Source organism: Methylolobus aquaticus (assembly GCF_054172105.1).
In genome coordinates, this window is sequence record NZ_JBSYXP010000007.1 from 169333 (window position 1) to 190265 (window position 20933).

At 65.4% G+C, this 20933-nt stretch carries 17 protein-coding genes; 7 read left to right on the forward strand and 10 right to left on the reverse strand.

Translation table 11 applies throughout. From position 1 onward, the window contains the following. Window positions 1-22: 22 nt before the first annotated feature. From ACW73L_RS11570 to ACW73L_RS11585, 4 genes are all read left to right on the forward strand, one after another. Window positions 23-703 carry a DUF4194 domain-containing protein gene (locus tag ACW73L_RS11570; protein WP_498922129.1) on the forward strand — a complete coding sequence of 227 codons (681 nt, stop codon included), beginning with the start codon at window positions 23-25 and terminating at the stop codon, window positions 701-703. After that, entirely contained in the window at window positions 696-4073 is a 3378-nt protein-coding gene (locus ACW73L_RS11575; RefSeq protein WP_498922131.1) for an ATP-binding protein, read from the forward strand. Before ACW73L_RS11570 ends, ACW73L_RS11575 begins: the two co-directional genes overlap by 8 nt. Next, the gene (locus ACW73L_RS11580) at window positions 4070-5242 is read left to right on the forward strand and encodes a DUF3322 domain-containing protein (protein ID WP_498922133.1); all 1173 of its coding nucleotides are present in this window, start codon (window positions 4070-4072) and stop codon (window positions 5240-5242) included. Before ACW73L_RS11575 ends, ACW73L_RS11580 begins: the two co-directional genes overlap by 4 nt. Before the next feature lie 308 nt (window positions 5243-5550). Next, a complete protein-coding gene (locus ACW73L_RS11585; protein ID WP_498922134.1) occupies window positions 5551-6786 on the forward strand; it encodes an anion transporter in 1236 nt (411 codons plus the stop codon). Window positions 6787-7065: 279 nt separating this feature from the next. Here the strand turns inward: ACW73L_RS11585 and ACW73L_RS11590 are convergent, their stop codons facing one another. From ACW73L_RS11590 to ACW73L_RS11600, 3 genes are all read right to left on the reverse strand, one after another. Then, window positions 7066-8523 carry a catalase gene (locus ACW73L_RS11590; protein WP_498922136.1) on the reverse strand — a complete coding sequence of 486 codons (1458 nt, stop codon included), beginning with the start codon at window positions 8521-8523 and terminating at the stop codon, window positions 7066-7068. 145 nt (window positions 8524-8668) lie between these two features. Beyond that, window positions 8669-11455, reverse strand: a complete 2787-nt coding sequence (locus tag ACW73L_RS11595) for a cation-translocating P-type ATPase (RefSeq protein WP_498922137.1) — start codon at window positions 11453-11455, stop codon at window positions 8669-8671. A 15-nt stretch (window positions 11456-11470) separates the two neighbouring features. Next, on the reverse strand, window positions 11471-12283 hold the full coding sequence (locus ACW73L_RS11600) for a transglutaminase-like domain-containing protein (protein WP_498922138.1): 813 nt from the start codon (window positions 12281-12283) through the stop codon (window positions 11471-11473). Window positions 12284-12496: 213 nt separating this feature from the next. Here ACW73L_RS11600 and ACW73L_RS11605 point away from each other — a divergent pair, with 213 nt between their 5' ends. The 3 genes from ACW73L_RS11605 (at window position 12497) to ACW73L_RS11615 (ending at window position 15430) form a co-directional block, all read left to right on the forward strand. Continuing rightward, the gene (locus ACW73L_RS11605) at window positions 12497-12715 is read left to right on the forward strand and encodes a hypothetical protein (RefSeq protein ID WP_498922141.1); all 219 of its coding nucleotides are present in this window, start codon (window positions 12497-12499) and stop codon (window positions 12713-12715) included. Window positions 12716-13718: 1003 nt separating this feature from the next. Beyond that, the gene (locus tag ACW73L_RS11610) at window positions 13719-14318 is read left to right on the forward strand and encodes an REP-associated tyrosine transposase (RefSeq protein ID WP_498922142.1); all 600 of its coding nucleotides are present in this window, start codon (window positions 13719-13721) and stop codon (window positions 14316-14318) included. 302 nt (window positions 14319-14620) lie between these two features. Further along, window positions 14621-15430, forward strand: coding sequence for a SphA family protein (locus tag ACW73L_RS11615; protein ID WP_498922144.1), 810 nt, complete (start codon window positions 14621-14623; stop codon window positions 15428-15430). Window positions 15431-15454: 24 nt separating this feature from the next. On the opposite strand, the gene arsB is transcribed toward ACW73L_RS11615, so the two are convergent. From arsB to ACW73L_RS11650, 7 genes are all read right to left on the reverse strand, one after another. Then, window positions 15455-16576, reverse strand: a complete 1122-nt coding sequence (gene arsB / locus ACW73L_RS11620; protein ID WP_498922146.1) for an ACR3 family arsenite efflux transporter — start codon at window positions 16574-16576, stop codon at window positions 15455-15457. 68 nt (window positions 16577-16644) lie between these two features. Next, a complete protein-coding gene (locus ACW73L_RS11625) occupies window positions 16645-17133 on the reverse strand; it encodes an arsenate reductase ArsC (RefSeq protein WP_498922147.1) in 489 nt (162 codons plus the stop codon). Next, window positions 17130-17573: an ArsI/CadI family heavy metal resistance metalloenzyme gene (locus tag ACW73L_RS11630; RefSeq protein WP_498922149.1), complete on the reverse strand. Its 444-nt coding sequence runs from the start codon at window positions 17571-17573 to the stop codon at window positions 17130-17132. Before ACW73L_RS11630 ends, ACW73L_RS11625 begins: the two co-directional genes overlap by 4 nt. Window positions 17574-17622: 49 nt before the next feature. Next, entirely contained in the window at window positions 17623-19380 is a 1758-nt protein-coding gene (arsA, locus tag ACW73L_RS11635; RefSeq protein ID WP_498922151.1) for an arsenical pump-driving ATPase, read from the reverse strand. A gap of 31 nt (window positions 19381-19411) precedes the next feature. After that, window positions 19412-19789 carry an arsenite efflux transporter metallochaperone ArsD gene (gene arsD, locus ACW73L_RS11640; RefSeq protein ID WP_498922153.1) on the reverse strand — a complete coding sequence of 126 codons (378 nt, stop codon included), beginning with the start codon at window positions 19787-19789 and terminating at the stop codon, window positions 19412-19414. A gap of 56 nt (window positions 19790-19845) precedes the next feature. Next, entirely contained in the window at window positions 19846-20358 is a 513-nt protein-coding gene (locus tag ACW73L_RS11645; RefSeq protein WP_498922155.1) for an arsenate reductase ArsC, read from the reverse strand. Next, entirely contained in the window at window positions 20355-20696 is a 342-nt protein-coding gene (locus tag ACW73L_RS11650) for an ArsR/SmtB family transcription factor (RefSeq protein ID WP_498922157.1), read from the reverse strand. The genes ACW73L_RS11645 and ACW73L_RS11650 overlap by 4 nt, the downstream gene beginning before the upstream one ends. Window positions 20697-20933: the final 237 nt, after the last annotated feature.

A 20933-nucleotide genomic window follows, 5' to 3' on the forward strand; every position in this document is an offset into this window, starting at 1 on the left:
AGACAGAAGCGAAAAGGCGAAGATGAACGACACGGCGCCCGACTACCCTGCCGTCGAAACCCAGCCCGGCGCTCTGCAAGCCGTGCCCGAGTTGTCGCAACTCATGGTGCTCCTGCTCAAAGGCGTGCTCTACCGCGACGACGACCAGCGCCTGTGGGCCTGCTTGCTGCGCCTGCAGCCGCGGGTACGGGAGCAGGCGGCGGTGCTGCTGCTCGACCTGGTGCTGGACGAGGCCGAAGGCTATGCGTTCCTCAAGAGCCGTCCCGACCCGGACGACTCCGAGGGTGCGCCACGCATGCCGCGGCTCGTCGCCCGCCGACCTTTGTCCTATCCGGTGAGCCTGATGCTGGCGCTGCTGCGCAAGCGGATGGCGGAGTTCGATGCCGGTGGCGGCGACACGCGACTCGTGCTGTCGCGCAACGAGATCGCCGATCTGATGCGGGTATTCCTGCCCGACGGGACGAACGAGGCCCGGCTGGTCGATCAGGTGGACGCGACCATTTCCAAGGTGGTCGAGCTGGGTTTCCTGCGCCGCCTCAAACCCGCCGCGGGCAGTAGCCAGGAACGGGGGCATCTGGAGGTTCGGCGCATCCTCAGGGCCTTCGTCGATGCTCAATGGCTGGCCGATTTCGACGCGCGACTGGAGGTCTACCGCTCAACGTCGGCCGGCCAGACCCAGACCGAGGGGTCGGTCGATGCTTGAGGCACCGACGTTTGGCCTCGATTTCGTGGCCGACGACACCCGGGTCGGCTTTCGGCTGCAGCGGCTGGAGGTGCTCAACTGGGGCACTTTCGACGAGCGCGTCTGGCGCTTCGAACTCGACGGCCGTAACGGCCTGCTCACCGGCGACATCGGCTCGGGCAAATCCACGCTGGTCGACGCCATCACGACCCTGCTGGTCCCCGCGCATCGGGTGGCCTACAACAAGGCGGCGGGGGCCGATGCCCGTGAGCGCAGCTTGCGTTCCTATGTGCTCGGCCACTACAAGAGCGAGCGCAACGAGATCACGGGCACGGCCCGACCCGTGGCACTGCGCGATGCGTCCAGCTACTCCGTCATTCTGGGCGTGTTCCGGAACGAGGGCTACGATCTGGCGGTGACGCTGGCCCAGGTGTTCTGGCTGAAGGATCCGCAGGGTCAGCCGGCGCGCCTGTTCGTGGCGGCCGAACGGGCCATGAGCATCGCCCAAGACTTCTCCGCATTCGGCAGCGACATCACCGCCTTGCGCAAGAGGCTGCGGGCCTCCGGTTGCGAATTGTTCGACAGCTTCCCGCCCTACGGCGCCTGGTTTCGCCGGCGCTACGGCATCGAGCACGAGCAGGCGCTGGAACTGTTCCACCAGACGGTGTCGATGAAGTCGGTGGGCAATCTCACCGACTTCGTGCGCAGCCATATGCTGGAGCCGTTCGACTCAGGACAGCGCATCGAGGCGCTGATCCGTCACTTCGACGACCTCGACCGTGCCCACCAGGCCGTGCTGAGGGCCAAGCGCCAGGTCGATCTGCTCGTACCACTGGTGACCGACGGCCAGCGCCACGCCGAACTCGCCGCGGAGATCCAGAATCTTCGCGACGGACGTGACGCGCTGAGGCCCTACTTCGCCCGGCTCAAGAGCGATCTCCTGGACCGCAGACTGACGCTGCTGGCGGAGGATGCCGCCCGCCTGGAAGCCCAGATCGAACGCCTGACCGCGCAGCGCGACAGCGGCCGGGACGAGGTGGGCAACCTGGAACGCGCGCTCCGCGACAACGGCGGCGACCGGCTGGAACAGTTGGCGGTCGAGATCCGCCGCAAGGAGTCCGAGAAGACCCAGCGCCAGCAGAAGGCGGAGCGCCATACCGCATTGCTCGCCCGCATCGACGAACCACCGCCATCCGATGAGGCGGGGTTTATCGCTCAGCAACAGGCGATTGCCTCCCGCGCGGAGTCCCTGCGGGAGCGCATCGCCGACCTGGACAATCGTGAGCGCGAGGAGGACTTCGCCTTCCGCAAGGGGCGCGAGGAGCATGCGGTTCTGTCCGAGGAAATCGACAGCCTGCAGCGCCGCAAGAGCAATATCGACGCGGCCCAGATCCGTATCCGCGAGGCGCTGTGCGCCGCATTGTCGATCGACGAGGAGGAACTGCCTTTCGCTGGCGAGCTCATCCAGGTGCGCGAGGACGAGCGCGACTGGGAAGGCGCTGCCGAGCGGCTGTTGCGCGGCTTCGGCCTCGCGCTGCTGGTGCCCGATGCGCACTACCGGGCGGTGGCGGAGTGGGTGGACCGCCAGCATCTGGGCGCGCGTCTGGTTTACTTTCACGTCCGACCGAGGAAAGCGATGCAGGCTGCCGGCCTGCATCCGCAGTCGCTGGTCAGAAAGCTCGCCATCAAGCCGGATTCGCCCCACGTCGAGTGGCTGGAGCAGGAGCTTCGGCAGCGCTTTGACGTGGCCTGCTGCGACAGCGCCGAGCAGTTCCGCCGCGAGGCCCGCGCGATCACGCGCGCCGGGCAAATCAAGGAGCCGACGGGACGCCACGAAAAGGACGACCGCAGCCGCATCGACGACCGCAGACGCTATGTGCTGGGCTGGAGCAACGCCGACAAGCTGCGCGCACTGCTCGATCAGCGCGAACGCCTGGAAGCGCAGCTGGCCGCCTTGGCACGAGGCATCAGCGACATCCAGCAGTCGCGCCAGCAACTTCGCGGCCGACTGGACGCGCTGGCCCGGCTGGAGGAGTTCACCCGCTATGCGGATATCGACTGGCAGAGTCTGGCTCGCGAGATCGCGGGGCTCGCCGCCGAGCATCAGCGCCTGGAGTCCGCATCGAATGCCCTGCAGGAGTTGGGCCGGCAGCTGAAAACGGCACGGGACGGGCTGGCCGAAACCGAGGCCAGGCTGACCGAGACACTCGGTAGGCGCGGCGAGCTCAAGAGCAAGCGCGAAGCGGCGCAGGAACTGCGGGATCAGGCGCGGGCTGTCTGTGAGGCGATGCCGCTGACCGAGGCCCGGATCGTCTACCTCGAAGGCTGGCGCGCCGAGGCGCTGGGCGAGCATCAGCTGTCGGTGGAATCCTGCGACAACCGCGAACAGGAACTGCGCAAGTGGCTGCAGGACCGCATCGACGCCGAGGACAAGCGCCTGACGCGCCTGACGGAGCGCATCGTCAATGCCATGCGCGGCTTCATGGAGGAGTTCAAGGCCGAGACCGTCGAGATGGACGCGAGCCTGGCGGCGCTCGGCGAATACGAACGTCTGCTGGAAGGTTTGCAGCGCGATGACCTGCCGCGCTTCGAGGCACGCTTCAAAGAACTGCTCAACGTCAACACCATCAACGAAATCGCCAATTTCAATGCCCAACTCGCGCGGGAGCGCGAAACAATCCGGGAGCGTATCGCCTTCATCAACCAATCGCTCGAAGCGATCGACTACAACCCTGGCCGCTACATCAAGCTGGTGGCGCAACCCAGCCCGGATGCCGAGATCCGCGATTTCCAGCAGGATCTGCGCGCCTGTACCGAGGGCGCCCTCACCGGCTCGGCCGACGAGCAGTATTCGGAAGCCAAGTTTCTGCAGGTCAAGGCGATCATCGACCGCTTCCGAGGGCGCGAGGGACTCGCGGATGCCGACCGGCGCTGGACGGCCAAAGTCACCGACGTGCGCAACGGTTTTCTGTTTTCGGCCAGCGAGCGTTGGCGCGCCGATGGCGCCGAGCACGAGCACTATTCCGATTCCGGCGGCAAGTCGGGTGGCCAGAAGGAAAAGCTGGCCTACACGGTGCTGGCGGCGAGTCTCGCTTACCAGTTCGGGCTGGAATGGGGCGCCGTGCGCTCGCGATCGTTCCGCTTCGTGGTCATCGACGAGGCCTTCGGGCGCGGGTCGGACGAATCGGCCCAATACGGGCTGCGCCTGTTCCAGCAACTCAACCTGCAACTGCTGATCGTGACGCCGCTGCAGAAGATCCACATCATCGAGCCCTTCGTGGCCAGCGTGGGCTTCGTGCACAACGAGGGCGGGCGGGATTCGCGGCTGCGCTGCCTGACCATTGAGGAATACCGGGCGCAGAAGGCCGCGGGAGCCGGCGCATCGCGGTGAACTGGACCACACCGGCAGACCTGCGCGCGCAGGTTCAGCGTTTGTGGGATCGCGGCGAGTTGCTGCGTGCCGCGGTCTCGGATGCCGTGCCCTTTCCGCTGCGCCTGACCTTGAGGGCACCAAGCGCGGCCGATCTGTGCGACCGCTTCGAAGCGGTGCGAGCCTGGGTGCGCGCCGTGGCCGATACCCCTCACGTGCGGATCGACTGGCGCGAGTGGAATCATCGTGTGCAGGGTCTGCAGCGGCTGCCGGCGGCCGTCTGGCTCGACTCACCACGGGAGGCATGGGCCTTTATCGGGCAAACCCGGCAGGCTCAGCGCTTCCAGGCTCTGTGGCAGCACACCGCCGCCGCGCAGCCGGCTCTGCTCGACTGGTTGTACAGGCGCCCGCTTCAGGCGCTGGAACTGATCGACCGATGGGGACGTCTGTTGTCCGTCGTCGAGTGGCTGCAGGCTCACCCTCGTCCGGGCGTGTACCTGCGCCAGGTGGACGCGCCGGGAGTGGACAGCAAGTTCATCGAAGCCCACCGGGGGGTGCTGACCGAACTGCTGGATCTGGCCTTGCCACCCGAAGCCATCGACACCCTGGCCACCGGCACGGCGCAGTTCGCCCGCCGTTACGGCTTCCGGGACAAGCCGGTTCGCATCCGCTTCCGGCCGCTCGACCCGGTGCTGCCCAGCCTGCCCGGTTGTCAGGGGCTGCCCGATATCGCCCTGGACGCGGTGAGCTTCGCCACGCTGGCGCTACCCATCGAGCGGGTATTCATCACCGAGAACGAGACCAACTTCCTCGCCTTCCCGCCGATCGAGCGAGCCATCGTCGTCTTCGGCGCCGGCTACGGCTGGGAGGCCCTGGCGCGCGCCGCGTGGCTGCAACGTTGCCATCTGCACTATTGGGGCGACATCGACACCCACGGCTTCGCCATCCTCGACCAGTTACGCGGCCATTTTCCGCATGCGGCATCGTTCCTGATGGACCGGGAGACGCTGCTCGCACATCGCTCGTACTGGGGCGAGGAAGCCGAACCCGCGCGCCACGACTTGTCACGCCTGACGTCTGAGGAAGGCGCGCTCTACGACGAACTGCGCTTCGACCGCATTCAACCCCGTTTACGGCTGGAGCAGGAGCGTGTGCGATTCGGCTGGTTGGGTGAGCGACTCCATCGGTAATCGTGATCGGACCAGAGCGAGACTACGTTTGGAATCTTTCCGTAGCTGAGGACACGGTCATGCGCCACTCGTCTCAAGCCAAACCCATCGGCTGAAGAAGGCCAACGCCGCTGCCAACCCGACCGACCCTCATCGAGGTCCTGCTCACTCGGGGCGCGGAACAACAGGATCTTGAATCCCTCCATGCCGCCATTGTTCAACGCGACTGCGCGGCGATACCGACCACGCGATCAGACAGCCGCACCGTTTGCATTTAGCATCGGGTTCCTGCTCGAATGGCGCCCTCCGTGCCCGAGGATTTTTCCGCCTTGACCACCGTCATCGTCGTCTTCGTTCTGGTCTATCTCGGCATGTTGCTGGGCGGGCTGCCGTTCCTGCAACTGGATCGGACCGGGATCGCGCTCCTCGGGGCCATCGCCCTGCTGGTCACCGAGTCGATCGGTGAGGCCGAGGCCGGACGGGCCGTGCACATGCCCACGCTGATTCTGCTGTTCTCTTTCATGGTGGTCTCGGCGCAGCTACGGCTGGGCGGCTTCTACGACTGGATCACCTGGAAACTCGGGAAATTGCGGGCCTCGCCGCCCGGTCTTCTGGCCGCGCTGATCGGGGTGGTTGGGGTGCTGGCGGCCGTCTTCAGCAACGATGTCGTGTGTCTGTCGATTGCTCCGGTCCTGATCGATGTCTGCCTGCTGCGCCGCCTCGACCCGGTGCCGTTCCTGCTGGCGCTGGCCTGTGCCGCCAACATCGGCTCGGCAGCCACGCTGATCGGCAACCCTCAGAACATGTTGATCGGCGCACGGCTGCACCTGGACTTCGTCGCGTACGCTCAGGAAGCGGCCGTTCCGGTGGTGGGCGGACTGATCATGGTTTGGGTGATCATCGGCTGGCTCTGGCGCGGACGCTGGCAAGGTCGGCACGGCACGGAGCCGAGCGCCGAGGCCGGGACCGCCTCGTCTCACACCCTGGACCGATGGCAGGCAACCAAAGGGCTCACCGTCGCCGGGACTTTGTTCGGTTTGTTCCTGCTGACCGACTGGCCACGGGAGATCGTCGCGCTGGGCGGAGCGGGTCTGCTACTGCTATCCCGTAAACTTCATTCGCGCCAGATGCTCGGATTGGTGGACTGGCAGGTGCTGCTGCTCTTCATCGGCCTGTTCATTGTCAATCACGCCTTTGAGCAAACGGGTCTGCCGGAGCAGGCAGTGGCCGACCTGACAGCATACGGACTCGATCTGCGCCAGCCGGCGGTGCTATTCGGAATGACGTTCCTGCTCAGCAACCTGGTCTCGAACGTTCCGGCCGTGATGCTGCTGCTGCCGATCGCCTCACCTCCGGACGGGGCGCTGCTGGCCATCGCCAGCACCCTCGCGGGTAATCTGCTGGTGGTGGGCAGCATCGCCAATATCATCGTGATGGACGCGGCCGCCCGGCGAGGCGTCATCATCACTTGGAGCCAACACGCCCGTGTGGGCGTACCGGTGACCGTAGTCAGCCTGGTCGTGTCCGGCGCGGTCCTGCTCGCTTGGCGCATCGGCGCCGGCTGACCACGGATCAGGGAGTCCGCGGTACCGCAGCGCGTTGTCGCTGCCGGCGCCACAGCACGGGTTTCGCTCTCCGTGAGACGGCGGGATCCGAGGTCTCCCGTTCCAGAGGAGGGAAGCGCCGCGCCGAGTTGCACATACCGCCCTTGTTCGCGCGCGTTGGCAGGAAGCATTCGGTATACCGTGGCAGCCCACGCCCCATTTGTTTGACGTCGCCTGCGACCGGCCAGGCACCGCGCTGACCCAGCGGCACCCGGCCTGCAGGATGAGCCAGAGGCTCGCTCAGTCAGCAAGCTCACTCAGCGCGATGCCCAGCGCATCGGCTATCCCTTCGCCATAAGCCGGGTCGGCCTTCAGGCAGTGGCGGATGTGGCGTAGCTGGATCGGGCGCGGTGCCTCGCCGATGGAGCGCGCGGTGTTTTCGAACAGCACGCGCTGCTGGTCCGGCGTCATCAAGCGGAACAATGCGCCGGGCTGTGAGTAGTAGTCCTCGTCGACGCGATGATCCCAATGATCCGCCGCGCCTTCCAGGTTCAGCGGCGGCTCGGCGAAGCTCGGTCGCTGCTGCCATTCACCCTCTTCGTTCGGCTCGTAACCCACGGCGCCACCAAAGTTGCCATCCACGCGCATCGCGCCATCGCGATGGTAGCTGTGCACCGGGCACCGCGGTGCGTTGACAGGAATCAGGTGATGGTTCACCCCGAGGCGGTAGCGCTGCGCATCGCCATAGGAAAACAACCGGCCCTGCAGCATCTTGTCGGGCGAGAAGCCGATCCCCGGCACCACATTGGCCGGGTTGAACGCGGACTGCTCGACTTCGGCAAAAAAATTCTCCGGGTTGCGGTTCAGTTCCATCACACCGACGTCGATCAGCGGATAGTCCTGATGCGGCCAGATCTTGGTGAGGTCGAAGGGGTGATAGGGCACTTTCGCAGCATCGGCTTCAGGCATGATCTGCACCTTCAGCGTCCACTGTGGGAAGTCACCCCGCTCGATGCTGTCGTAGAGATCGCGCTGATGGCTTTCGCGGTCCTTGCCGATGATGGCTTCGGCTTCCGCGTCGCTCAGGTTGCGGATGCCCTGCTGGCATTTGAAATGGAATTTCACCCAATGACGTTCGTTGCGGGCATTGATGAAGCTGAAGGTGTGGCTGCCGAAACCGTGCATATGGCGGTAGCTCGCCGGAATGCCCCGGTCGCTCATCACGATGGTGATTTGGTGCAGCGCCTCTGGCAGCGAGGTCCAGAAATCCCAGTTGTTCTTCGCGCTGCGCAGGTTGGTGCGCGGATCGCGCTTCACGGCATGGTTCAGGTCGGGGAACTTGAGCGGGTCGCGCAGGAAGAACACCGGCGTGTTGTTGCCGACCAGATCCCAGTTGCCCTCCTCGGTGTAGAACTTCAACGCAAAGCCGCGGATGTCGCGCTCGGCATCGGCAGCACCGCGCTCCCCGGCCACGGTGGTAAAGCGAGCGAACAGCTCGGTCTTTTTTCCGACCTCGGAGAAGAGCTTCGCTCGGGTATACCGGGTAATGTCGTGCGTCACGGTAAACGTGCCATAGGCGCCCGAACCCTTGGCATGCATGCGGCGTTCCGGAATCACTTCGCGATCGAAATGGGCGAGCTTCTCCAGGAACCACACGTCCTGCAGCAACTGCGGTCCGCGCGGACCGGCAGTCAGCACGTTCTGGTTGTCGACGACCGGGCAACCGGCGGTGGTGGTCAGCGTTTTTTTGTCAGTCATGGCGTGCTCCCTACTGGGTTGAAAATCCGAGTTTGACTCGCTTCGGCTCGGTCGGGCGACTTCCCGTCAGCCCTGCTGATGCATTGGGCCATGTCACCGTGGTTCTCACAATCCTCCGTGCCGGCTGCCATCCCTGATACCGCTGTCATGGGGACTTGAAACGCCGGATCAGCCGCTTGCGCACCTCATCGGCCAGCCCCATCGCTACGACGAAAGGCAGGATCCAGAGCCACCAGTTGCCGGGTAGCGGCGCCGTGCCGAACAGGGCATTACCCGGCTCGGTGTAGACGATCAGCAGTATCAGCCCGAGTTCCAGCGCGATGCCCGACAACAGCAGCGGATTGCTCATCAGGCCGAAGCGGACTACCGAGTGCCGAGGATGGCGGCACAGGAACACATTGACGACCTGGGCCAGCACGATGGCCGCGAGACAGGCCGCGGTCGCCTGCAGGTAAACGGGATCGTGCCGGTCCAACGACTCGCCATAACGCCAGCCCGCTTCCCCCAGCACATGAAAAAAGGCGGCCAGCGAGATCGCGGCCTCCATCACGCCCAACCACAGATAGGCCCGCAGTAGCAGCGGCCAGTGCAGCAAGCGCTCGGTGCGCGCCCGCGGCGGCTCCCGCATCAAACCGGCGTGCGGTGCCTCGGCGCCGAGGGCCAGCGCCGGCAGCATATCCGTCCCGAGATCCACGGCGAGGATCTGGATCACGGTGAGCGGCAGCGGGATTTTGAACAGCACGAAGGCCAGGTAAGGCAACAACTCGGGGATGTTCGAGGTCAGGATGTAGGTCAGGAACTTGCGGAGATTCTCGAACACCGCGCGCCCCTCTTCGACGGCACCGATGATGCTGGCGAAATTGTCGTCGAGCAGGATCATGTCGGCCGCTTCCTTGGCCACGTCGGTGCCGGTGATACCCATGGCGATACCGATATCCGCCGCTTTCAGGGCCGGCGCATCGTTCACTCCGTCGCCGGTCACGGCGACGATCTCCCCCTTGCGCCGCAAGGCCTGCACGATCAGCATCTTCTGCTCGGCGGTAACGCGAGCAAACAGGATCTCCGGCGCATCCAGCGCCAGCTGCAACTCGGCCTTGGTCATCTTCGGCAGGGCGTCGCCGCGCAGTACGACCGGCGTAGCGCCCCGCACCAAGCCGATTTCGCGGGCGATCGCCACGGCCGTTGCGGGATGGTCGCCGGTAATCATGACAACCTTGATGCCGGCGGAGCGGCAGCGCGCGATCGCCGGCGCGACTTCCGGTCGGGGCGGGTCCTCCAGACCGACCAGTCCGCACAGCGTCAGGTGCTCCTCCCGCGGTTCCTCGCCCGACTCGAGCCGGCGGCAGGCAAAGGCAAGGACGCGCAAGCCCGAAGCAGCCATTGCGTTCTGAGCAGCCAACAAGCGTGCGCGGCTGGCGGCATCGAGCGGCTGCTCCCCTCCGCCGCACTGGACGAGATCGCAGACGGAAAGCAGCGATTCCAACGCACCCTTGCAACGCAGCATGCGCGTGCCGTCCTCCTCGCCGACCACCGACATCCGCTTGCGCTCGCTGTCGAAGGGCAATTCGGCGAGCCGTCGGGCAACGTCCAGACTCAGCCCACGGCGCTCTGCCAGCTCGACCAAGGCGACTTCCATCGGATCGCCGCGCAGCTCCGCCATGCCGTTCCGGACCACCCGATGCACATCGTGGCAGACGGCGGCAGTCCTTAGCAGCGCCAAGAGGCTCGCGACCGCCGGCGCGCTTGCGCTGCCCACGTCCGGTTCATGGAAGCGGTCGTCGGCAAAAAGACGCTTCACCGTCATTCGGTTCTGGGTCAGCGTGCCGGTCTTGTCGGAGCAGATCACCGTGGTCGAGCCCAGTGTTTCGACGGCTGGCAGATGCCGCACCAGCGCGTTGCGCCTGGCCATGCGCTGGGTTGCCATGGCCAGCGAGAGCGTTACCGTGGGCAGCAGGCCCTCCGGCACGTTCGCGACGATGATGCCGATGGCGAACATGAAGTTGTCCCAAAACGGCAGACCGATCGTCTGGCCGATCAGGAAGAACGCAAGGCCCAAGGCGGCGGCCATCATGGCAATGAGGCGCGACAGACGCGCGATTTCCCGCTGCAGGGGCGAGGGCGTCTCGCCGGTGCTCTGGGTCAGGTGGGCGATCTTGCCGAACTCGGTGTGCATGCCGGTCGCGAACACCACGCCCCGCGCCAGGCCGGAAACGACGGTGGTCCCGGCAAGTACCAGGTTCCTGGCCGTGAGCGGCGTATCGTTCCGATCCGGTTCCGCGTTGCGTGCTTTCGGGAGCGACTCACCCGTAATCGTCGCGGCGTTCACCCTTATCCCGAACGCCTCGATCAGCCGGCAGTCGGCCGGCACCTTGTCGCCCTCCTCGAGCAGGAGGATGTCACCGGGAACGAGGGACTCCACGCCCAGTTCCTGCACTTGGCCATCACGCAAGACTCTGATCCGCTGCGGCAACAACCGGCGCAACGCCTCCAGCGCCCGCTCGGCACGGTATTCCTGCCAGAACGAGAACACGCCATTGATCAGGATGACGCCGATGATCGCGATGCCCAGCTGCCGCATACCCTGACCGGGATCCAGATTTTCGGCGAAAAACGCCAGCCCCGCGGCGACCCAAAGGATCAGCGCGAAGAAATGGCTGAATTCGCGCGCAAAGCGCATCCACAGCGGCGTGCTTCGAACGGCCTCAAGCCGGTTGGGGCCGAACTCACGCTGCCTACGCTGTGCTTCCCTTTCGCTCAATCCGTCGGGCGAGCTGCTGAGGCTGGCCAGCGCCTGCTCGACGGGCAGACCGGCGATCTGGGCGGTATGCAAGGACGACAGTCCGAAGGCCGCCGGCTGGAGCGGAAGGGTGTGGCGATGCAGGGCCGCCACCGCGGGCGCCTTCGCCCATCGGCGAATAGTACGAGGCCCCATGAATGCTCGTTCCTCCTAGAGCTCCTGAACCTCGTCGGTCCAGACGCGGAACGACGTCAGGGTGTTCGGGCCGAAGGTATGGGCAATGGGCACATCCTCGGCATCGCGGCCGCGCGCAATCAGCACCCGGCCAATCCGTGGCACGTTGTTGCGGGCGTCGAAGATGTACCAGTGACCGCCCAGATAGGCCTCGAGCCAGCCGGCAAAGTCCATCAGACCGGAGGGTGGCGGGACGCCGATGTCGCTCAGATAGCCGGTGCAGTAGCGGGCGGGAATGTTCATGCAGCGGCAGAACGCAATGGCGAGGTGGGCGTAGTCACGACAAACGCCGACGCCTTCGGTCAGCGTCTCCCCGGCCGTCCTTGTCGAACGCGCATGCTCATAGCCGAAGGTCACATGGCGATGCACGAAATCGCAGATGGACTGCACCCGTGCCCACCCGGTCGGCTCGTTGCCGAAGAGATCCCAGGCCGTCTGTGACAGACGATCGGTGTCGCAGTAACGGCTGCCCAACAGGAACTGGAGCGTCTCCTCGGGCAACTCCTCCACGGGGTGCTGCAGGGCCGAGGCAACGACGCGATCCGGCCTGCCGGAGTCGTTCACGATGGCATCGGCCGACAGCCGAAGCCGACCCGTCGGTGCGACGAGCCGGGTACACCAGTTGCCGTAGGTATCGCGATACGCGGTGATGGGCAGGGACGGCGACGTGATCAGGTGATCGGGAACGACGATATCGGAGATGCGCGTGAAGTGTATGCTCAACGTCAAGATCATCGGCGTCGGCTGGGGGCAGTCGTAGATGAGTTCGTAGCCAACCCGCAGTTGCATGGTGCTTCCTCGATGCCTGTGGTCGTGGAAGAGGCCGTCATTGCTCAGGTGTCACGCTGGGGCCGAGGAGGGCCGCATGATCGGGAACTCACATCCCTTTTTTGCCGATAGCGTTGATGCCCCCTGTCATCCGGCAGATCAGACTGTCGCTCGCCGGCTGCCTTTGCATCAGCCCTCGTAGAGAGTCCTATCCTCCGCCTGCAGATCGAATGCATGACGTCCTATCGATTCGCTGGCACGACGGCGCTACTCTGCTTCACCGAACCGGTCTGCCGGCTTCAGCCGTCGGCAACGGGAGCAGCGCTGCGTCCCGCCGGCTCGTTTCTGGCCGCGGGTCCCCAGTCGCCGGTGATGCGCGTCGTGGACGAAGTTCTTCAACTGCCCACCCCGGCGCCCCCGGACCTCACGCTTTCCGCAGTTTGCGTACACTGACGAGAACGCTTGCAGGGCAACCCGGGGAAACGTGTCACCGTGAACCAGCGCGACCTCCGGGCGACCCATCAGCCGTTCCATTCTTCGATCGCCGGTCAGGCAGCGCAATCGGTAAAGTTACCTATGGAGACCGGCGACCCGTACTAGGAGCAACGAGAATCGCCGAGGCGAATTAACGAGACCGTAGCCCGCTTTCAGCCGAAAAACCCCGTGCGGTACGCCAGGGGCTATCTTCGGCACACGCAATCCCTGCGGTAGAACATCCCGCCCCCCACTGTAGGAGCGGGCTATGCCCGCGACTGACAACGCATCCGCCGCCACCGTAGGAGCGGGCCATGCCCGCGACTGACAACGCATCCGCCGCCACCGTAGGAGCGGGCCATGCCGGCGACCCCCGGGTGGGGGAACGGGCTGTGCTGTATCGCCTGGTCAAACCATTCAAATCCGCGCCCGCAACGCCAATCGGATCCTGCATCGCTGTGCCCCCCTGTGGCAGACAGCCTTGATCACGCCTGCGCTCCCACGAAGATTTTCGAACAACCGCATGCGAGGTCATCGCCAATCCGCTCCGTGTGGGGCTGGTCAAGTCGCGGGCATGGCCCGCTCCTACCTCGAAAGCACCTTCGTCGCAGCCATGCTGCTGGATCAGGGCCGGTGAACTGATGTCACGCACGCGCAGCGGCCAAAACCCACGTAACCGGCCGCTCCGACCTGGAAAGCACCTACGTCGCAGCCATGCTGCTGGATCAGGGCCGGTGGGCTGATGTCACGCACGCGCAGCGACCAAAGCTGACGGAACCGGTCCCGTTGACCATCGTAGGAGCGGGCCATGCCCGCGACTTCTCCTGACGACCGCCGAAAGCTAGAATCCGCACGACACGCTGGCCAACGCCTACACGCGATCAACCGCTGTCGGGGGAGCCGGCCCGAAGTTAACAGCGGGCAAGGGAAAGGCCAACCTGACCGGGACCTCACGGCCGGGCACGGAGAAACGTCGAGCCACATGAACGAGGCCGAAGCCCGCCTTTACCGGATCCACACCGTGCTGCACGCCAACGGCTATATCCGCCGCGAGCAATTTCTGCGGGAAGAGATACCCGGCCCCACCGTAGGAGCGGGCCATGCCCGCGACCCCGACCCTAACGCACACTCCCCCGGCAATCATGCGCTCCGGCGCGGACGCGCTTCCATGCCGCATCAAGCCTATCTGGTGACATCGGCGACGAACGGGCGCCAGTGTTTTTTCTCCAGTTTTAAAGCCGGGTGCGCCGCGGCGCGTTGTTTCATCGATCGGGAAATCCTGGGCGACGCCTCGCTGCTGGCCTGGGTCCTGATGCCCGACCACGCGCACTGGTTGCTGCAACTGGGGGAACGGGATGCGCTGGATCGCCTGGTCAACCGGGTCAAATCGGCCAGTGCCCGCCATGCCAATCGGATCCTGAATCGGCGCGGGGCCCTGTGGCAGGCGGCCTACCACGATCACGCCCTACGCTCCCACGAAGATTTTCGGACAGCCGCGCGCTATGTCATCGCCAATCCGCTACGCGCGGGGCTGGTGGAGCGGTTGGCGGATTATCCATTTTGGGACGCGGTATGGTTGTAGGCCCATGGCGGATGGGGGCACGCAGACAGGCGCGGGCATGGCCCGCTCCTACACCTGCGTCGGTCGCGGCCGCGTCGGGAAACGCGGTCGGCATCACCGCGGCAAATGCTTCCTCGCGGGCATGGCCCGCTCCTACACCTGCGTCGGTCGCGGCCGCGTCGGGAAACCCGATCGGCATCACCGCGGCACACGCTTACTCGCGGGCATGGCCCGCTCCTACGAGGACATGGTGCGCGGCGCTTTGGCTGCTCACGACTGCTGCGGCGGCCGACGGCGAACTGGGCCAACGGGTGCTTGGGTCGGTGGGGCTGGACGCGGGCACGCAATCGCCGGAAGGCGTGTATGCCGGCGATCGCTTCTTTTATTACTCGGCCGACCGGTTGCTGGACCGGAATGGCAAACCGCTGCCGGTCAAAGGACTCGACATCGATGCCTATGCCAACGTGATCGGCGTATCGGGAACGATCAAGCCCGACGGCTGGCCCTATCTCAGCGCTGCCTTCGCGGTTCCGGTTGCCTGGCTGTCGACCCAGGCCGATCTGCCGCCGACGGATATCGGGCGATCCGGGCTCGGCGATCTGGTCGTGCAGCCGCTGAAGATCGGCTGGCGCTCACAACGCTACGATGCCGTCGGGTCTTATGCCTTCTACGCACCCACCGGGCAGCTGAATCGCGAAGGCCTGGGGCAACCGCAATGGACACAGCAGCTGTCGCTGGGAGGAACGCTGTTCTTCGATGACGATCGCGGGTGGCGGCTGAGCGCGCTCGCCAGTTACAACCATTACCACCGGAAGCTCTCGATCGACCTGACCCGCGGGGATACCGTGCAGTTGCAGGGCGGCTTCGGCGCCAAGTTCTTCCAGATACTCGACCTCGGCGTCGCCGCCTACGCGCTGTGGCAGGTCGCGGACGACACCGGTTCGGCCTTGCCGGCCTCGGCGCGCGGTGCGCGGGAACGGGTCTACGGCGTCGGCCCCGAAATCGGCGTGACGATCCCGGCCATCCGAGGGAAGTTGACGGCCCGCTACGAATGGGACCTCGGCGCGCGCGCGAGACCGGAAGGACAGGTGCTGGTCGTCAGTCTGTCCCTGCTGGCCTGGCCGCTCCCGTGACGCTCGCGGAGCGGCCAGGCGCAATCAGCCGCGTCCCGCAGACATGGGCGTCGGCGGCGTGAACCAGCCCCGCGTGCGATTGCAGACCGAGCAGACCGACAGCATCACCGGGACTTCGACCAGCACACCCACGACTGTGGCCAGCGCGGCGCCGGACTCGGGCCCGAACAGCGTGATCGCGGTGGCAACGGCCAGTTCGAAGAAGTTGCTGGCACCGATCAACGCGCCCGGCGCCGCGATCGCATAATCGACCTTGAACAGCTTCATCAGGCCGTAGACCAGACCAGAGTTGAAATAGACCTGGATCAGGATCGGGATCGCGATCAACCCGACGTGGAGCACGCGGCCGGTCAGGTTGTCGGCCTGGAAGGCGAAGATCAGCACCAGCGTGAGCAGCAGCGCACTGATCGCGACCGGATGCAGCCGTGGCAGAAACACCTGCTCCAGCCAGTCCCGACCCTTCGTCTGCAGCAGCCACCGTCGCGTCAGCACGCCGGCTGCCAGCGGTATCACGATGAACACGATCACCGAGTACAGCAGCACGTCGAATGGGACTTCCAGCCCGGACGCACCGGACACCAGGTACTTCACGATCGGCGCGAAGACCGCGAGCATAATCAGGTCGTTGACCGCCACCTGGACCAGCGTGTAAGCCGGATCGCCGTCGGTCAAATAGCTCCAGACGAAGACCATCGCGGTGCAGGGCGCGGCAGCCAGAATGATCACGCCAGCCGTGTACTGGTCGGCGTCTTCCGGCCCTATCCACGGCACGAACAGGTGCTTGAAGAACAGCCAGCCCAGCAGGGCCATGCTGAACGGCTTCACCAGCCAGTTCACGAACAGCGTGACCAGCAAGCCCTTTGGGTTCTTGCCGACGTTCAGCACCGAGCCGAAATCGACTTTCAACATCATCGGGAAAATCATCAGCCAGATCAACACCGCAATCGGCAGATTGATGTGCGAGATTTCCATCTCGCGCAGCGCTGCGACCGGCCCCGGCATCGCCTTGCCGATCAGAACCCCCTCGAACATGCACAGCGCCACCCAGACCGTCAGATAGCGGTCGAAGAGACTGAGCCGCTTGGGCTCTGCGTTGGGATCCGTCGATCCCACCGGAGGCAAACTGGATTCATCAACCGTGCTCATGTCTGGCGACCTGCTGGTTTGGTGGACGGGCACTTGAATCGCGTCCGGTTTACGTGGCCGAAATGGCCTCAGGCCTGTTCCCCGATCCGATTCAACGCGGCGGCCAGATCGGTCCTCGACATCGTCTCGACCGGCAGCGCCAACAGCTGGCCGATGCGCTTTTCCAGCGCCGCATAGGTTTCTTCGAAGGCGGCTTCGACCACGTCCGGGCTGCCGGTGACATGAGCGGGGTCGGGCAGGCCCCAGTGCCCACGGACCGCGGTGCCGAGATAGGCCGGACAGGTCTCTCCGGCGGCCGAGTCGCAGACCGAGATCATGATGTCGATCGGGGTGTCGCCCAGATCATCCCAGGACTTGCTGGTATAGCCCTCGGTCGGCAGGCCGTGTCGCGCCAGCGTGGCCAGCGCATTCGTATTGATCCTGCCTACCGGATGGCTGCCGGCACTATAGGCGCGGAAGCGCCCAGCGCTCAGATGATTGATCAGGGCTTCGCCCAGGACACTGCGGCAGGAATTGCCGGTGCACAGCACCAGGATGTTCAGGGGTCTCGTATTCACGATGGATCACCTTGTTCAGACGGTTGGCAACAATTCGAAACGGGCGCGACGCGGATGACGCTGTCTTCTCCAAACAGCGGGATCGCGCTCAGCGAATGGAAGGCTTCCCACGCAATGCCTTGCGGGTCGACCGTCCAGTATTTGTCGGATTTGGCGTAACAGCAGGCCGCCTGCTTTTGAGCAGCCACCGGCAGTTCGGCAGAGGCCAAGGCCGCCTCCACGCCCGCCAACTCGTCGTCCGATTCGACCTGGATGCCGAGATGATCGAGCCCCGGCGCTCTGCCACGAGCGGAAATCGCAAAGTTGACGCGCGGATCGTCGAGCAGCCATTTCGCATAATCAGCGTGACGGATCGTCGGCGCCGTCTGAAACAAGGCACTGTAGAACGCGATGTTCCTGTCCAGATCATCCACGGCGAGGTGAATATGCAGTCTTTTCACGGTCGGCCCTCTTCGGATTGATGCGTGATGGCGGGCACCGCGACCGGCTTCAGGCGGCACGCTCGATCATGACGGCCAGTCCGTTGACGCCGACGGGCGGCTCCGGCAGCCAGGGAACAAGCACACACCGCTCCGCCAGTTCGTCGGCCACCCGCCGTATGTAGGGAAGCTCGTGCGCCCCGCGCTCGGCCAATTGCGGATCTCGGGTGCCACTGGCCAGCAGGCTCTGGTTCACGACCCAGGCGTAGGGCGCGATCTGCGCCCGCCGCAGATCGGCCTGCAGACGCTCCGCCTCGTGCACCGGCGTGGCCTCGGGCAGCGTCGTGATGATCACGCGGGTGAATGCGGGGTCGCGCAGACGCGGCAACAACTCGCGGACGGCCAAGGGTATGTCGCCCTGCACCCGCATGACCTCGCGGTGGTAGGCTTCGGCGGCATCCAGCAGCAGGATCGTGTGGCCGGTCGGCGCTGTGTCGAGAACGACGAAACCGTCCTTGCCGGCATCCACCGTCTTCGCAAAGGCACGGAATACCGCGATCTCTTCCGTACACGGGGAACGCAGATCTTCCTCCAGGAGCGCGCGGCCTTGCGCGTCGAGGCCTGCCCCTGCGGTTTCCAAAACCTCGCGCCGGTACTGCTCAACCTCCGCCGCCGGATCGATCCGGGCTACCGACAGCCCGGATACCGGCGCGCCGATCGTCGCCGCCACGTGGGCCGCCGGATCGGTAGTGGACAGCAGCACCCGATGCCCGCGGTGAGCCAGCGCGGCAGCGATCGCGCAGGCAACCGTGGTCTTGCCGACACCACCCTTGCCCATGGTCATGATGACGCCCCGTCCGGAGGCTTCGAGTGCGGCGACCAGATGGTCGAGCCGATCCAGATCACGCGACAACTCCACTGGCGCCTTCCGCTCGGCGCGCGCCCCGTTGAGCCTACAGAAATCCCGTAAGGCCGCCATCCCGGTCAGACCGCCCGGCACGAACGCGGTCTCGAAACGGGGTAAGCGGGCCAACTCGGCGGGCATCGCGGCCAGCGCCGCGCGCATGCGCTCGGTCATCGCATCGGCAACCGGATCGCCCGACTCCGACGCGCGGAACACGCCGTTGATCGCCAGCACCTGGTTGCGTATGTTCAGCGCGGCCAGTTCCCCGGCGGTCCGCTCCGCCTCACGCAGCGCGGCCGTCTCGGCGCGCGCGACGAGCACGACGGTGGTCTGCGCTGAGTCCGCCAGCTTTGCCACCGTTGCCGCATACAACGAGCGCTGCTGCTCCAACCCCGCCAGTGGACCCAGGCACGAGGCGCCATTCGCGGACGAGCCGATGAAGTCGTTCCAGGCCGACGGCAGTGACAGGAGCCGCAGGGTATGGCCCGTGGGCGCGGTATCGAAGATGACGTGGTCGAACTCGCGGGTGCGCTCCGGGTCGCCCAGCAGCGCCGAGAACTGATCGAAAGCGGCGATCTCCACCGTACACGCGCCGGAGAACTGCTCTTCCATGCTCTGGATGGCCGCCGGCGGTAGCACGCCCCGATAGGGAGCCACCGTCCGTTCGCGATAGTCGCGCGCGGCTGCCTCCGGATCGATGTTCAGCGCGTACAGGCCGTCGACGGATGGTACCGCGGTCGGCATCGACCCAAGTGATACCTCCAGCACTTCATCCAGATTCGACGCCGGATCGGTGCTGACGACCAGCACCCGCTTTCCGGACTCCGCGAGCGCCAGCGCGGTCGCGCAGGACAGCGATGTCTTGCCGACGCCACCCTTCCCGGTGAAGAACAGGTGGCGGGTCGTCAGCAGCTTCAGTTCCATGGGGTCGAACTTGCCGGGCCGTCTGCGATGTTCAGCAGCAGCCGCTGCCGGGCTTGCAGCCACCGGCCTCGACGACCGGAATGGCGACCGCCCGCTGACCGGCCGCCGCACCGTGCTCCAGCCGTTGCCGCAGTTGATCGCGGGACGGATAGACGCCGGTCGAGACGACTTGTCCGTCGACGACGACGACCGGCAGGCGCTCGATCCCCGCCTCCATCTCCTTTAAGACGGCAGGGTTCGCAGCAAAAGCCTGGGGCTGCTGCGATAGGTTATAGCGTTCAACCTCGACGCCCTGCTCGGCCAGCCACTGCAGATCGGCGGCGAACTGCGCCAGCACCGGGTCGACGTCGACCCCGCATACTCCGGTGGAGCAGCACATGGCGGGTTCATAGATTTCAAAGCGTTTCATGGCGTGACTCCTGCAAATGACCAGAGTGAAATCAGTGCAATCGGCCTGGCTGATCCTCAGCCGCGCGGGCCTGCACCTTCGAGACCGATGCGCCGCGTCTCGCGCTCCAGCGCGATTCGCTCCAGGCTGGCTGGATTGAGGTTGGCGAAGAGCGCGATGCGGCGTTCCAAAAGAGCGAAGGCCCGGGCAAAGGCCAGGCGCCGTTCGCCGTCCGAACCCATGGCTGCGGCGGGATCGGGAACGCCCCAATGCGCGGTAATCGGCTGCCCCGGCCAGACCGGACAGGCCTCGCCCTCAGCCCGATCGCAGACCGTGATCGCGAAGTCGAGTTCCGGGGCACCGGGGCGCGCGAACTCCTCCCAACTCTTGCTGTGCAGCCCGATCGTATCGATGCCTTCTCTTTGCAGTTTTTCGAGCGCAAACGGGTTCACCACCCCGGCCGGGTGACTGCCCGCGCTGTAAGCCAAAAAGCGCCCGGCACCCAATTTGTTCAGCAGCCCTTCAGCCATGATGCTGCGGGCCGAATTGCCGGTGCAGATGAACAGGACGGTGTAGGGTTTCTCACTCATACGCTGGGCTCCTCACAACAGACCTCGCCCGCGACATCGTCCGTCGCGCAGGGCTCCCCGCCGCAACAGTTCTCGGTCAGGTAGGAAATCAACCGGTTCATCGCGTCGAAGTTGGCGGAGTAGATCACGAAGCGGCCGTCCTGGCGCGACAGCAACAGATCGGCGCGGCTCAGTTCCTTCAGATGGAAGGACAGCGAAGACGAGGGCACAGCCAGCGACTCCGCTATCCGCCCTGCGGACAAGCCGGCGGGACCGGCCTGCACCAGCAGGCGAAAGATCGCGAGGCGCGACTCCTGAGCCAAGGCCGACAGCGCGGCCACAACCATTTTACTTTCCATATTTCTATACTAGTCGAAATATCGAGACGTGACAAGAGTCACAGGAAACCCGCGTGCCGGACTCGCGGGGAGCGACAGGACGAGTGACCAGCGACCCGCAGACAGGAGGGGCCGACGATCGTAACCATTCACCCTGCTGCCTTGTCGGGTAGTGGGCGCGGGCCGGGAGGGCGCTACCGTCTGCGGGAGGGAACCCGCAGACTAGCCTCCAGGGACGGATTCACGGCGTGTCTCGGC